Genomic DNA, 13,353 nt, shown 5'->3' on the forward strand with positions numbered 1-13,353 from the left:
TACCAAACCCAATATGATCACCTTAATCACAAAAGCTGACCATTACAAAGTTGCCACGCGTTTTGGAATCCAGTTGAACAATTTGTTAGGAATTATTCTGAGACGATCGCTGAATAATAACCGACTGTCAGCAATGACAATACAGAAACAACAGCAATGGCATCCGCTGTGACGGCAACAGGGGTAACTACAATTTTCCCTACTTTTGAAATTCCGCCTTCAGGCTCCTCCACTATAATAAGTTGTTCCTTATCGAAGGAAGTAACCTGGAGCTCACCTTCGATCTGATACAACTTGCCTGACAGTCGAGTTTTATATGCAAGCCCGTTTGATGCTTTTGTAAAACCTAACCCTAAAAGAACTTTTGCTTTTAATGAATCACTGGCAACATCCGTGGTCAACTTCAGCACTCCAGTTACCGTATTATTGTCATTAATTTTAAAATAATCGTACGTTGGCTGAAAATCAAATTCATGACTTGCTGATAGAATATCTTTGAAGTCTTCAGAAATATTGAAAATATAACTATATCTATCACCACCAATGATCAGTAGATCCTTGTCCGGAACGACATAGTAACCAGTCACCTTTTCTGTAAAGGTAGGAGGTTCCCACAATGCGGAAGTACATCCTGTTATGGCAAATAATGCCAAAAGAACGATTGTAATGTGCTTCATGAATACTCCTTATTCCTAACGCCCGCTTAAGCGGAGCAAAATTGCTGGCCATACTCAGCGACGGAGGAGCAAAGCCAGCGTTTTTGCTTCCGTTTAAAGCGCTTGTTAAATGGCTACGCAGGACTTACTTCATATATAGCGATTTTTTCGTTCAAGTATTCAGAACAACTAAACAGAGAAAGCTTAACTAAGCTAACAGACTCATCATCAACAACACCAGATACATCAACCGTATGTCCGTTGCCTAATTTTGCATTGAAAGATAAATTACCTAGTGCAGTAAATATGCTTTGACATGTCTCCGCATTGAAATGGCCAGTGGACAAAAACTCGAAGTTGTAGCCATCCGTTGACTTTTTTTGTTCAGGGTAAACAGATAACTCACAGGAAGCATATAACCTCTTAGAGTTTATCGAAGACATAGACACAGGCCCTCCCATAGAAAATCCAACTATTGAAGTCATAGTTTCTTCGTCAAACTTCCCATACTCTTTTTCTATGGGGGCAAAAACTATATTGTAATATTCATTGTAATCCATGTTCACCTTCAATTGCCATTTAACGCCCTTGTTAACTTGCAAAATGCAGTGGGCTAAAATTGAGCGAAGCGAAATAACCCGCTGTTTTTTTGTCAAGTTGAACAGCTTGTTAGGTGGATTTACCATTAAGTAAACCAAGTTGATAGAAAGTTTGACTGAAATCTCGAACTCTCTCATTTTCAGGGTAATTATATTCAGCTTGATACAGAACATCTCTATAATCTACCTGAGCTAATTTAACCTTTTGATGAAATGCTTCTACATCACCTTTTGCTAAAAAGATAATTGCTCGAATCAGCCTATTACTAATAAGCCCTTTTGTCTTAGCATCTAAAACCTTCAATGCATCATGTACTTCAATTGCATCGTCACCGAAATCTTTTTCAATTTTTTGATAGATATCTAATGTCAAATTTACACCTAACGCTTTAATAAGTGGCTGTTACCACGCACTTTACCAAGCCTATCAGACTTCAAGCCGAGAGTGCCCAGCGTTGATAAGACCACTTGATTAACTTGTTAGTCGGTGGCTTTGCCATTGAATGCTGATTATTAGCACAAGCTCTCGTTACTAAAACCAGTGCACGACATTTGTAGAACCTACATAGTGCAAGGCTTTGCATTTAACTCGGCCAAACGAAGCGCCCTAAATTGAACATTAACATCATGCGATCCAGTAGCGCCAAAAAACATTGCCAGTAAAACAATAGGCCGAAAGTTACTGAACCAACTTTAACCTTAAAACCTTTCAAAGCATTAAACGACTAACGCTTTTTAGACGGATTTTTTCCAGATAGTCTTCCACGCTACCGCCGTCTAGTTTTTTAGAATATAACCATACTAATCCATTTAATTATGTAAATCAGTGTATTAAAATCAACCAAACTCACTAGCCATCACAAAATACTGAAAAAATCCATCTAACAGCTGCTCCTTGTAACGGCTAGCTTGTTACGTTTAAATGGACAGTTAACTTTTTACTGATAACGAAAAGCTTTGACCAACTCACCTTAAAACTAAACTGAAAAAGCACTACTGAGAGGGTTGTTAGCTTTGCTAGAGTAATGAATAGAAAAGTGACTAATAAAACAAGAAATTTGAGACACAAAAAAGCCCACACTAGGTGGGCTTTTTTGCTTGTTCATAATGAACGAATTTGGTGCCCGCTACTGGACTCGAACCAGTGACACCTTGCATGTCATGCAAGTACTCTAACCAACTGAGCTAAGCGGGCATTTTTCCTTAAGGCTTTATCTAATTCGTTATAAATCAACGCATTATTTAGAAGTTACTTTGCCTTGAGAACGAGATAGATATTAACTATTCATTACGCACCCGTCAACTCTGATAATGCATTTTTTCGTACCATTGAGTGCGTTTGCTCACTAACTCAACAACTTGATTAACAAGTCGTCACTATTTATGCATTTAAAAGCTCAAATAACGTATTCCAAGAAAGAACTCTATTTTTCTTCACTCTATTGCTTCTGTTGTATAAGGAACCGTCGGAAGAACAGAGGAAGCGTATGTAAAACCCCTAACCTCACAACATGGTTAATCATAACAAACGCGGGCTCTAACCCTAACATGAGTGCAACAGCAGTCATCGCTTCCACATTTCCTGGGACCCAAGATAACAACAACACAATCCACTCAACACCAGTGACTATACTCATGACGTAAGAAAACAGAACAGTCACAGACAAGCTAATAAATGTCACCAGTACACCAGCCCTAACATAACTCATGACATGTTCTATCGCGACTTCAGTTAAGCGCAATCCAAGAAATGCCCCTAACGCCATGGTTGAAAGTGAAACCAATACTGTCGGAACAATGAAACCACCCTGCGGTAGTACTTCTTTTGCTACAACCGAAACCAGTAAGGCCATCACCATATAAGGTGCAGGAATACCGACTTTACTTGCTAATCGACCAAACGTAAGACTAAGTAAGCTAACAATTAAAAGGACTATTCCAACATTTAACGTCCAATTTGGATTGCTTGTAGTTTCGGCTATATTCGATGATGTAAAATAAGAAACGATGGCCGCCGTCGTCACTAAAATAATCAGACGAACCGAGTGAGCAAATATCACCTTTGGGGAAGCGTTGGCATATTTGTCCCCCATCGACAAGATTGCTGCCAATGCGCCAGGAATAGCACCTAAAAAACTGTCTATGTCACTCCACCCTTCCCGCTTTCTTAACCATAAATAAGCACTCATTGTTTGTATTGCTAAGCAAGAAATCAACGCAACCAACAAGACCGGGTTAAATTGTTCTGTAATAACGCCAAAAGAAACGACAGAACCTACACTCATACCCAGAACAGTCTGAATAAATACGATCGTATGTTTAGGCAGTAACAGCGCGTTACAACCAAAGTGACTAGCAAACACTATCGCGATGACCGCACCAAACAGCTCTCCCATTGGAATGCCCAACAAATATCCAACAACCGAGCCTACTAGCGCGATACTTATCGTTCTAAACATTCAAATTCCCTTCTATTGTTATCCCCATATTGTATAGGAATTTATCAGCTGTCTGCTTGCTACATGTGTCAGAAGTGGCTTCAAATCATCAAAATAGAGGAACGAATTTTTTAGTGATGAAACTCATTCATACGCCACTTGCATGTTTATCTATCAATCACGATTCTATGATTTCGTTGACTAATGGATCACGAAACTCCTCGCTCAACCTTGTTGTTATATCGTTCATTTTTCATTCTATCGGTAATCAGACAAGGAATATAAAGAGAGAAGTCGATGAAAATAAATACAATTATTCTTCCCCTATTATTACTAGGTGTCACTTCCCAAAGTCACGCCAGTCAAGAAATGTTGACCAACGGAAACTTCGAAAAAGAGCTAGCACATTGGTGGGTAGCGGGTACGTCGGTGAGTGTGAATAATGCGGAAGCCTGTGCAACCATTTCAAGTGCAGGCAGCAACCCGTGGGATGTTATTTTAGGTCATGCCAATATTGGGCTTGCTCAAGGTAATGATTATCATATTTCGTTTGAAGCAAAGGCAAACATCCCTACGCAAGTAAAAACCTTGATTCAGCATGAAGGCCCTCCCTATACACATTATTTTGTCACACAGACCAAACTGGCACCAGAATGGCAATCTTACTCATACGAGTTTAATCAAGAATTACCCAACGATGCAGGGGCAGAGTTTCAATTTCAAATGGGCGCACAAAAAGAAGCGGTCGTATGTGTGAAAAACGTCTCCATTAATGGAGAACCGTATGTGGAAGACCGAAGTGTCTCTCCTTTACGAGTAAACCAAGTCGGTTTCTTGCCGCTAGCCGACAAAAAAGCATTTTTTGCTTCTGACTCGAGCGAACCTTTAAGGTGGAAACTGCTTGATTCTAATGGAATCAATATTGATATGGGCCGCACTATTCCTTTTGGCTTTAATAAAGCATCAGGGGAAATGGTTCATCATATCGACCTGAGCTACCTAAAAACGGAACAGCAAGGATTAAAACTCAAAATCGATGATATTGAGTCGTTTACGTTCGATATTAGCCCTTCTATTTACGCTGAAATGAAACATGATGCGCTCTCTTACTTTTATCAAAACCGAAGCGGGATCGAAATAGACGCAAAATACGTGCAACGAAATAACTTAGCAAGGCCTGCTGGTCACCCATCTGATGTGGTTTCGTGCTTTGATAAAACAGACGCTTGGGGAAACAAATGGCCGGGATGTGATTTCGAAATCGATGTAACAGGCGGTTGGTACGATGCCGGCGATCACGGGAAATACACGGTAAATAGCGGGATTACCACTTGGACACTTCTTAATCTCTATGAACGTGGCATTTGGCTTGATCATGTCGATGTTCCTTTTCCTGATGGTAGTGTTCAAATTCCTGAGAATAATAACGGTGTTAACGATCTGCTCGATGAAGCACGTTGGAACATTGAATTTATGCTCTCAATGCAAATTCCAGAAGGTAAAAAAGTCTTCGCGCCAGTCGGTAATCAATCGGCATCCGAAAAACTGTCACTGTCAGAAATCGATGCCTCTAATCTTGTGTTTCATAAAATAGCAGACGAATCTTGGACGGGTATTCCACTTGCTCCGCATCAAGATAAAGAGAATCGACATGTAGGCCAACCGAGTACGGCCGCAACGCTTAATGTGGCTGCAATTGGCGCGCAATGTGCTCGAATTTGGAAATCCATTGATAGCGCCTTTTCACAACAGTGTTTAAAAGCGGCGGAAAATGCCTGGAAAGCGGCGAACAATAATCCTGAGATCTATGCCTACAATAACTTCTTAGGCTCTGGCCCTTATGATGATTTGGAGTTAGCCGATGAATTTTACTGGGCCGCGGCTGAGTTATTTATTACAACGGGAGAGAAGCATTACCAAGATGAAGTCGAAAATTCTCCGCTTCATTTAGACACCCCTAAAGGGAATATTGAAACAACGGGTGATATTTTTTGGCAATACACCTCGCCTCTTGCAACGCTCAGTCTTGCATTAGTCCCTAATAAACTTGATAAATCACAGATTAACCAAGCTCGCAAAAATATCATTTCCACAGCTAAAGCGTATCAGGAGCAAGTGTCCAAAGAGGGTTACGCTATCCCCTACTCTGTTGAAGAGTACCCTTGGGGATCCAACTCCAACCTAGCAAATCGCGGTATTTTCCTCATTTATGGTTACGACTACAGTGGCGATGTTGCTTTCATTAAAGCGGCGGCTAATGGCATGGACTATATTCTTGGTGGCAATCCACTCAATATTTCCTATGTAACAGGTTATGGGCAGTATTCCGTAGAGCAACCTCATCACCGTTTTTGGGCAAACGTGGCGAGTGATAGCTTTCCTAAACCCGCGCCGGGGGCACTCATTGGTGGTCCTAACTCAACCAGTTTTAGTGATCCAATAGCATCGGGGATGCAGGGTAACTGTATTGGACAAACATGCTTTGTCGATAAGATAGGAGCGTGGACAATGAATGAGATCACCATTAACTGGAATGCCCCATTAGTGTGGTTAACCACAGCATTAGACGAAGGTAACCTCGATATTTAGCACGCAATCTTCATATTGCTGTGTACTGAAAGGTGGCATCCCGTCACCTTTTTATTTTTTCATAATGATGAAATCACACCATTAATGAGCAAAGAGTTGCATATTCTTAACTCAATCTATTTCGCGAACAAACACAACAACTTAGCAACTGGTCTCTTATGAGGTTCACATTTTTGTGATATTCATTCCACTTTTAATTGCATCCTTAGTAAAAATGCCTATCATTCACCCCTAAATACTAGGGGATTAGCCCGTTGTTGGGAAAGTGTAATGGATGCGGATGTACTCAGTAACTCACACAAGCTTCGTGCTGCTGTCATTACCTGGCTGAGTTTAATATTAGGCATAACCTCATTTATTTTTTCGGCCTATAACTTTGCTATCCTTAATGAAAGTTTACTGGCTGTATGTCATTTGGTTTTTGCTCTCTACTCACTCTATTTGTCTCTACGCTCTAGACAATTTCAGCACACCTACCGTTCAATACTCGTCTTCACCACAATGCTTGCATCAATCGTTAATTTAGCGACATTTCTTTTGCCACTAGAAAATGCCGTCTTTGTATGGAGTTGTTTTTTCCCTCTCTTTTTCTATCTTCTTCTTGGTCAGAAGTACGGCTCTGTCAATTCGGCTGTATTTTTCGCTCTCCAAATCGCCATAATCACGTTCAAGATGCGCCTAACAGGCATTGAATTTAATATCATGATTTTATTAAATTTATCAACTAGCTATTTTGCCATCTGGTTGATTGCACATTTATTTGAATCAAACCGTAAGAAATCAGAGTTAAGCTTATCGGTTCTCGCTTCTAAAGACGTCTTAACAAATGCCTACAACCGTTTAGCGCTGACTCATCAATACCCTATTTTACAAAGAGCAGAGAACGCGCCACTGAGCTTGCTCATTCTTGATATTGATTTCTTTAAGCAGGTTAATGACCAATATGGCCACTCTGTTGGTGATATGGTGCTTGTAGAAACAACCAAGCTATTAAAGAAGAATATTGGTGAATCGCAAGTCTTTAGAATTGGTGGAGAAGAGTTTTGCATTACTCTGCCTCACACAGACCTTATTCAGGCAGAGCGTTTAGCTGAAGTGCTTAGAGAAACAATCGCCACACACACATTTCAATTATCCTCTCAACCCTTAAAACTGACGGTGAGTATTGGCGTCTGTGAGTGCAGCCCTGCTATTAATCTCGACGAGGTACTTGCTAAGGCCGATAGTGAGTTATATCGAGCAAAGAAAAACGGTAGAAATCAAGTGATGGTATGCTCCGAGCAAAAGAAAGAAGCGATCTCGTTAGCATTTAAAAACACCACTTTAACCGCTTCATCGCATCCTACTCAGTCAGCAGAGTCTGACTAACCTTCACCTTCATCAAATACCACGTTATAGTTTTCGGTATAGGTACATTGAGGCTGTCGACTACACGTAAAGAAACGCCTGCCTTTAAAGTCCCCTTGGTTAGCAACTTTAATCACCATTGGGCTACCGCATTTTTTACAAAAACGAACCTCTTTGGACGGTTCAATAAGATCAATGTGAGCAGCAAGCAATCGTCTTAATCGACCCACTTGGTAACTGTGCTTTATAGACGTGCCAATCAATGGAATATTGGCTGACTTACATACATGCATTAGCAACTTTTGTCGTTCTACCTTTCCTTTATCAAGCTCTCTTCCATTATCAAGCTCTATAGCAACACGAACTTCTAAGGTACGTGGGTCGCAAATAACAAAATCAAAATAACTTTTCGCGATGCGATTATTAGCAACAAACCATCCTTTTTTATCGGTCGCGACAGGAGCGAGTACATTCGATAGATTAACTTTAGACATAACGACACCGTGCACACCAACAGCGGAGACCAACGCATTATAGATCGCGGTTTCTTGCATATTAAGCAACGGCCCTTTTCGCTTGTATGCACTGTCTTTTATCGATTCATCCTTTACCAAGCGCTTTTGTACAAAGATGAAAAACACAACCAGTATTACAACGACTATAAAAATATTTTCCATTACTAATCAGACTCTAAAATCGTTAACCTCTTAATTATTAAATGAAGTTTATCCTAATCGCCATTAAATGTACGAATTCTGGGAGATAAAGCAGATCCATTTGAATAACAAACAAAGAACACTTATCCAACTTTATTGATATAGATCATTTTTACATAATTTGTAATCGTTTATGGTCTTAAGTGTTACGCAAGTGTAAATGGAGAAAGGCATATGGAATTAAAACAAGATCCTCGCTGTTATACTGATGTCTGTGTTGATGGCTACTGGTACCACTATGACCACTGCAGCACTCGAGCTTACGTTTTAAAGGGTGGCTCATCACCTGAGCTTACTTTGGCAAGAGAACCAAAAACGGAAAATGAGCTCATTGAACTGCTTAGAGGAATTGACAATTAATTAGGGCTATTATTAGTAAAAAATAGTCAGCACTAAACTTAAGTTACATATTTATAACAAACAACCAAGAATTAAGCCTTGCGCTAAATAGGATATAAGAACAAAGCCCTATGCTCGAAACTCTTTCAAGTTAGAAGTATAGGGCTTTGTTTTATCTTATTATTCGTATTAACTCATTCACCAAAAACGTATTTATCCATCATAGCGACCATTTTTCCGATCTCAGGCTTCGTAATGGTATCGTTAGCGCCTAACGCTAAGGCTTTGGAGCGATTATCTTCACTCATCAATGAGGAGAACATAACGATTGGTGTGCTCTCATACACTGCCGTGTCTCGCAATCGTTTAAGAAGGTGCATGCCGTCCATTCGAGGCATTTCCACATCAGTAACAACTGCATTAACAAGTTCATCAACCGACATATTTTCAGTCGTTGCGACTTGCTCTATTTCCATCAATTTTTCATGAGCTTCACCACCATCTTTACAAGCAATGATGTTGTACCCTGCTGAACTAAGAGTATCTTGTATCAGGCTGCGTATAAATGCTGAGTCATCTACCACCATAATCGTTTTGCCATTACGCTTAGTCACCATCTTCTGGTTAAGATCTACGTTGCGATCGACCTTCACATCATATTTTTCCATACTCAGTTCAGGGTTGATATCAGCGATGATTTTTTCAAAATCCAAGATCATAATGAGATTTTTGTCTTTACGAACTACCGCAACAACACAGTCTTGCTCTCCAGCCTCTAAGAACTGGCTTGGTGACTCTACATCATTCCAAGAGATACGATGAATACGGCTAATACTGTCAATAAGAAATCCGTTGGTCATTCGATTAAAGTCGGTCACAATAACAAACTTTTTTTCGAGTTCAGCTTTAGTAGGAACACCTAACCAACCAGCAAGATCCACAAGTGGCGTTAATATATCTCGCGAGGAGAACACGCCAACCATATGCGGCTGAGCATTCGGGTAATCCGTTGTATCAGGAACTTGGATCACTTCACGTACTTTCGCGACATTAATTCCGTAGTAACATGTTTTCGTACTACCATCAGGTAACTGCTTCTCTAAATGAAACTCAATAATTTCAAGTTCATTGGTACCACTCTCGGTTAATATCGTACTGCTGCTTTGGCTCATGTCATCACATCTATATTTGAATTATCGTTATCGGTATTTATTAACTATGGCATCATATTGAGTCAGTCCATCGTTATTCACATTAGTTTTAACCTTATCAATGGCCTGTTGCAACTTTTCGATAAGGATATTTTCGACATCTTTGTTGAAAGCGTAGTATAGCTCGCCTTCTTGCAACACAAATACCGATTCATAGTCATCAGTATTAAAACCCGCTTGAGATATCCACCAGTTAGCGACATTCTCTTCATAGGCCCAAAGGTCAATTCGTCCTTTCTCTAATTGGCCTGCAATCGTTCTAGCGTAAGAGCTCTCTTGCAGCGAATCTCTTGGGACACCTAACTCTGTTAATAGCTGTTCACCAACATCATCTCTAATGACACCGATGCGATACTGGATCAAATCGGTTGCCTCAGTCACTTCAATATTGCTCGTTTTCTTTGCGATAACGACGATTTTGGTTGTACTTACAGGGCCTACCCACTGAAATAAGTGCTCACGAAGTTTGGTTCGAGTGGTTGAAAATAACACGGTATCGTCAGTGATCAGTGTCGTGCGATAGGCTCTCGCCCATGGTTTCATGCTTATTTGTTTGCGTTGGATTTCACTTTTAGCGATTACAGAGGCCTCAATAAGCAAATCAACGGCAATCCCCTGAATTTCATTGCCGTTGGAGTAATTATAAGGCGGATATTCTTCTGTTAGAAAATTAAGGTCATTCAGTTCTGATGCGCTGCCAACACTGCAGAAAAAGATCAATGATAGAAACGCAATACGTTGTATAGCACGCATGGTTGCACCTATATGTAATTAACACATCTATCATTAAAGGTAGGTAGCGAAAATGGTATCGTCTAGTTCTTATTGCTCTTTCTAACTGAAATACTCTTGGCGACTTCAGGACTCTTTTCTAATCTAGCGTGCCAATTTTTTGTAGCATCGCTCTGGCCTTCCAACGGTACCATAATTTAGGTCGGCTTCTAGCTCGCCTGAACTAATGAGATACTCTAAATAACGCCTTGCTGTGGTTCGACTCGCACCAATACTTTCTCCCGCTTCATCAGCGGTTAAACTAACTGGCTCAGAAAATAGATTACGTATTTTATCTAGAGTTACGCCATCTATACCTTTTGGTAAGCGCTGTGTTTTGGTCTCGGTCGCGGCACTTGATTGAAGCATTTTATCAACTAAATTCTGGTTTAAATCATCAGTCGTGTCTAACTGGCTCTTTTGAGCTTGATATTTCTTCAACGCTGCTTCTAAACGAGGAAACATGACAGGCTTAAGCAAGTAATCGACCACACCACCGCGCATCGCTTGTTGAAGAGTGTCGACATCGCGAGCGGCAGTGATCAAAATCACATCGCAGCCTTGGTTACTTCCGCGAACTTTTTGCAATATATCCAATCCAGTTCCATCGGGCAGGTACACATCTAGAAGTACAAGATCGGGCTTTAATATGTCGAGTTGCATTTCGGCTTCTGTTTGGGTGGTCGCAATTCCGATAACTTCAAACCCTCCCATCTGAATCAAATAACGATGATGTAACTCAGCAATGCCGACATCATCTTCAATAATCATCACTCGCGTTTGCTCAATCATCTCTGCTCTTCCTTAGGTAGATAGACTGTCATTCTTGTTCCAAACTCCTTATTGTCGCTCATTTCTAATTGACCAAAATATTTTAACGTTAGCTGATTAACGAGGTGAAGACCCACCCCCCTATTTTGGCTAGCCTTGGTTGATATCCCCTTCTCCAATAACTGTTCACCAGAAATATCACGTGGTAAGCCAACGCCTTGATCGGATACCTCCAATATAATCTCACTGCCATAGTCACTCACAGAGACTTCTATCTCCCTTCTAGAGCTCTGAATAAAGTCTTTCTCACCGATAGCTGACATGGTGGCATCAAACGCATTGTCTATTAAATTACCAATAATAGTGACAACGTCACTTGGGTTAATCCGTTCTGGGAGCGTTTCTAGCCTTGATCCCTCTTCAACGGATAGCTCTAACCCCAATTCACGGGCACGTTCCGTTTTTCCTAGCAACATTCCCGCTATTAAAGGCTCTCGTATCGTTTCTCGTAAAAACTCAATTAAGCTTTGATAATGCGCGGTCTCTTGACCAATGAGCTTTTGAACGGCTTCTAATTCACCCATTTGAACCATACCACTAATACTGTTTAACTTATTGCGGTGTTCATGGGTTTGTGAACGTAACATTTCAGCGTACGCCTTGGTTTGAGAAAGCTGCTCACTTAACACGTTGATTTCATCTCGCAGTCGAAAACTCGATACAGCGCCAACCACGACACCATCAACAACAATTGGACTTCGGTTAGCAATTAATCGTTTGTTGTTTAGGAATATATCAATATCTGTATCTGTCTCACCCGTTTCTAAAACAACGGAAAGATCACTATCTGGAATCACTTTTGAAAGCGGCTTATTGAGCGACTTCTCTTTATTTATCCCTAAAATATCACATGCACTTTTGTTAATTGACCGAAGGTTCCCTCTTGCATCAATTCCTAATATCCCCTCTTTTAAGGTACTCATGGTAACGTCTAGCTCAACATACAAGCGCCCAATCTCTTCGGGCTCAAAACCTAAAATAGCGCGCTGGAAACGACGAGAGACATAATTTGAAATAATGGCATTAGCGATAACAACCAATAGTGCCATTGCCAGTAAAAACGCAAGAAATGGCTCAACCCTGTCTTGCAAACGATCAATAAGATAACCAACGGATACCACTCCGATAATGTTTCCGTCATCGTCAAATACCGCGGTTTTTCCTCGAACAGAGTGACCAAGTGAGCCTTGAGCAAAGGAGATATAGGCCTCACCGTTTGTCAACGCTCTAATATTGTCACCACCTTTCATTGGTAGACCTAGACGCTCATCAATGGGATGAATCAAGCGAATACCTTGCTTATCTCCAATAACAATAAAAGCTGCACCAATCATGGTGGTTAAGTCTCGAAAGCGCTGTTGATGCTTTGTATCGGAGTTGGAAATCACACTTTGAACATAAGGAGACTTAGCGAGAAAAGAAGCCACGCCTAACGCCTTTTCGCCCATCTCTTTTTCCTGAGAATGCTTTACGTAGACAAAACCCGCTGCGACTAGAATCAGCAATTCTACCAGACCCGATAGCGTCATAATAATTAGCATTCGTTTACGAAAGCTAATTCGGCTCCACTTCATACGTTTCACTCCTTGATTATTCTGATAAAAATAACACTTATTTAACAAAAAGAAGATAATAGCCCTTCATATCTGTGAGGAAGCAACGCCAGTGGTTATTTCTAATACGCTGAATGAACAAAAAGGTGAAAACATATAAAACTAAATGCATTTTAAATTTTGACTTTAGTCACATCAATTTTAGGTTATTTTTTGTGCACCCCTCATTTATTTGAGTATACTTCTATTAGGCCAAATACAACCCTTAAGGGTTAAACTCTCTGGTTAGGCTCAGAACATCAA

12 protein-coding genes and 1 tRNA gene are annotated in these 13,353 nt (G+C 40.5%); 3 read left to right on the forward strand and 10 right to left on the reverse strand.

All coding sequences use genetic code 11. The annotated features are described in order from the left end of the window. Positions 1-92: 92 nt before the first annotated feature. The 5 genes from KP803_RS00005 to KP803_RS00025 form a co-directional block, all read right to left on the reverse strand. Positions 93-677, reverse strand: coding sequence for a hypothetical protein (locus KP803_RS00005; protein ID WP_248006779.1), 585 nt, complete (start codon positions 675-677; stop codon positions 93-95). Between the two features lie 113 nt (positions 678-790). After that, entirely contained in the window at positions 791-1,342 is a 552-nt protein-coding gene (locus KP803_RS00010) for a hypothetical protein (protein WP_248006780.1), read from the reverse strand. Continuing rightward, positions 1,326-1,628 (reverse strand): hypothetical protein, encoded by a 303-nt coding sequence (locus KP803_RS00015; protein ID WP_248006781.1) that lies wholly within the window; start codon positions 1,626-1,628, stop codon positions 1,326-1,328. Before KP803_RS00015 ends, KP803_RS00010 begins: the two co-directional genes overlap by 17 nt. A gap of 745 nt (positions 1,629-2,373) precedes the next feature. Continuing rightward, positions 2,374-2,450: transfer RNA gene (locus KP803_RS00020), tRNA-Val, on the reverse strand. 244 nt (positions 2,451-2,694) lie between these two features. Next, positions 2,695-3,714: an AbrB family transcriptional regulator gene (locus KP803_RS00025; protein ID WP_248006782.1), complete on the reverse strand. Its 1,020-nt coding sequence runs from the start codon at positions 3,712-3,714 to the stop codon at positions 2,695-2,697. Positions 3,715-3,990: 276 nt separating this feature from the next. Between KP803_RS00025 and KP803_RS00030 the strand changes: the two genes are divergently transcribed. Together KP803_RS00030 and KP803_RS00035 are read left to right on the forward strand one after the other, a co-directional pair. Beyond that, entirely contained in the window at positions 3,991-6,282 is a 2,292-nt protein-coding gene (locus KP803_RS00030; protein ID WP_248006783.1) for a glycoside hydrolase family 9 protein, read from the forward strand. 270 nt (positions 6,283-6,552) lie between these two features. After that, entirely contained in the window at positions 6,553-7,650 is a 1,098-nt protein-coding gene (locus KP803_RS00035) for a GGDEF domain-containing protein (RefSeq protein ID WP_248006784.1), read from the forward strand. Here KP803_RS00035 and KP803_RS00040 read toward each other — a convergent pair. Further along, positions 7,647-8,306, reverse strand: a complete 660-nt coding sequence (locus KP803_RS00040) for a DUF2726 domain-containing protein (RefSeq protein WP_248006785.1) — start codon at positions 8,304-8,306, stop codon at positions 7,647-7,649. The genes KP803_RS00035 and KP803_RS00040 overlap by 4 nt on opposite strands. 213 nt (positions 8,307-8,519) lie before the next feature. On the opposite strand from KP803_RS00040, the gene KP803_RS00045 reads away from it, so the two are divergent. Continuing rightward, positions 8,520-8,705 (forward strand): hypothetical protein, encoded by a 186-nt coding sequence (locus KP803_RS00045; RefSeq protein WP_248006786.1) that lies wholly within the window; start codon positions 8,520-8,522, stop codon positions 8,703-8,705. A 173-nt stretch (positions 8,706-8,878) separates the two neighbouring features. Here KP803_RS00045 and KP803_RS00050 read toward each other — a convergent pair whose 3' ends face one another. From KP803_RS00050 to KP803_RS00065, 4 genes are all read right to left on the reverse strand, one after another. Then, positions 8,879-9,856, reverse strand: a complete 978-nt coding sequence (locus tag KP803_RS00050; RefSeq protein ID WP_248006787.1) for a chemotaxis protein CheV — start codon at positions 9,854-9,856, stop codon at positions 8,879-8,881. Positions 9,857-9,883: 27 nt separating this feature from the next. Next, the gene (locus KP803_RS00055; RefSeq protein WP_248006788.1) at positions 9,884-10,648 is read right to left on the reverse strand and encodes a substrate-binding periplasmic protein; all 765 of its coding nucleotides are present in this window, start codon (positions 10,646-10,648) and stop codon (positions 9,884-9,886) included. A gap of 123 nt (positions 10,649-10,771) precedes the next feature. Beyond that, positions 10,772-11,458, reverse strand: coding sequence for a response regulator (locus KP803_RS00060; protein WP_248006789.1), 687 nt, complete (start codon positions 11,456-11,458; stop codon positions 10,772-10,774). Beyond that, positions 11,455-13,071 (reverse strand): ATP-binding protein, encoded by a 1,617-nt coding sequence (locus tag KP803_RS00065; protein WP_248006790.1) that lies wholly within the window; start codon positions 13,069-13,071, stop codon positions 11,455-11,457. The genes KP803_RS00060 and KP803_RS00065 overlap by 4 nt, the downstream gene beginning before the upstream one ends. Positions 13,072-13,353: the final 282 nt, after the last annotated feature.

The organism is Vibrio amylolyticus (genome assembly GCF_023145695.1).
In the GTDB taxonomy this organism is placed as follows: Bacteria; Pseudomonadota; Gammaproteobacteria; order Enterobacterales; family Vibrionaceae; genus Vibrio; species Vibrio amylolyticus.

Coding starts and splice junctions, on each gene's coding strand:
- KP803_RS00005 (WP_248006779.1), bottom strand. CDS start 677: ATGAAGCACATTACAATCGTTCTTTTGGCATTATTTGCCATAACAGGA.
- KP803_RS00010 (WP_248006780.1), bottom strand. CDS start 1,342: ATGGTAAATCCACCTAACAAGCTGTTCAACTTGACAAAAAAACAGCGG.
- KP803_RS00025 (WP_248006782.1), bottom strand. CDS start 3,714: ATGTTTAGAACGATAAGTATCGCGCTAGTAGGCTCGGTTGTTGGATAT.
- KP803_RS00030 (WP_248006783.1), top strand. CDS start 3,991: ATGAAAATAAATACAATTATTCTTCCCCTATTATTACTAGGTGTCACT.
- KP803_RS00035 (WP_248006784.1), top strand. CDS start 6,553: ATGGATGCGGATGTACTCAGTAACTCACACAAGCTTCGTGCTGCTGTC.
- KP803_RS00040 (WP_248006785.1), bottom strand. CDS start 8,306: ATGGAAAATATTTTTATAGTCGTTGTAATACTGGTTGTGTTTTTCATC.
- KP803_RS00045 (WP_248006786.1), top strand. CDS start 8,520: ATGGAATTAAAACAAGATCCTCGCTGTTATACTGATGTCTGTGTTGAT.
- KP803_RS00050 (WP_248006787.1), bottom strand. CDS start 9,856: ATGAGCCAAAGCAGCAGTACGATATTAACCGAGAGTGGTACCAATGAA.
- KP803_RS00055 (WP_248006788.1), bottom strand. CDS start 10,648: ATGCGTGCTATACAACGTATTGCGTTTCTATCATTGATCTTTTTCTGC.
- KP803_RS00060 (WP_248006789.1), bottom strand. CDS start 11,458: ATGATTGAGCAAACGCGAGTGATGATTATTGAAGATGATGTCGGCATT.
- KP803_RS00065 (WP_248006790.1), bottom strand. CDS start 13,071: ATGAAGTGGAGCCGAATTAGCTTTCGTAAACGAATGCTAATTATTATG.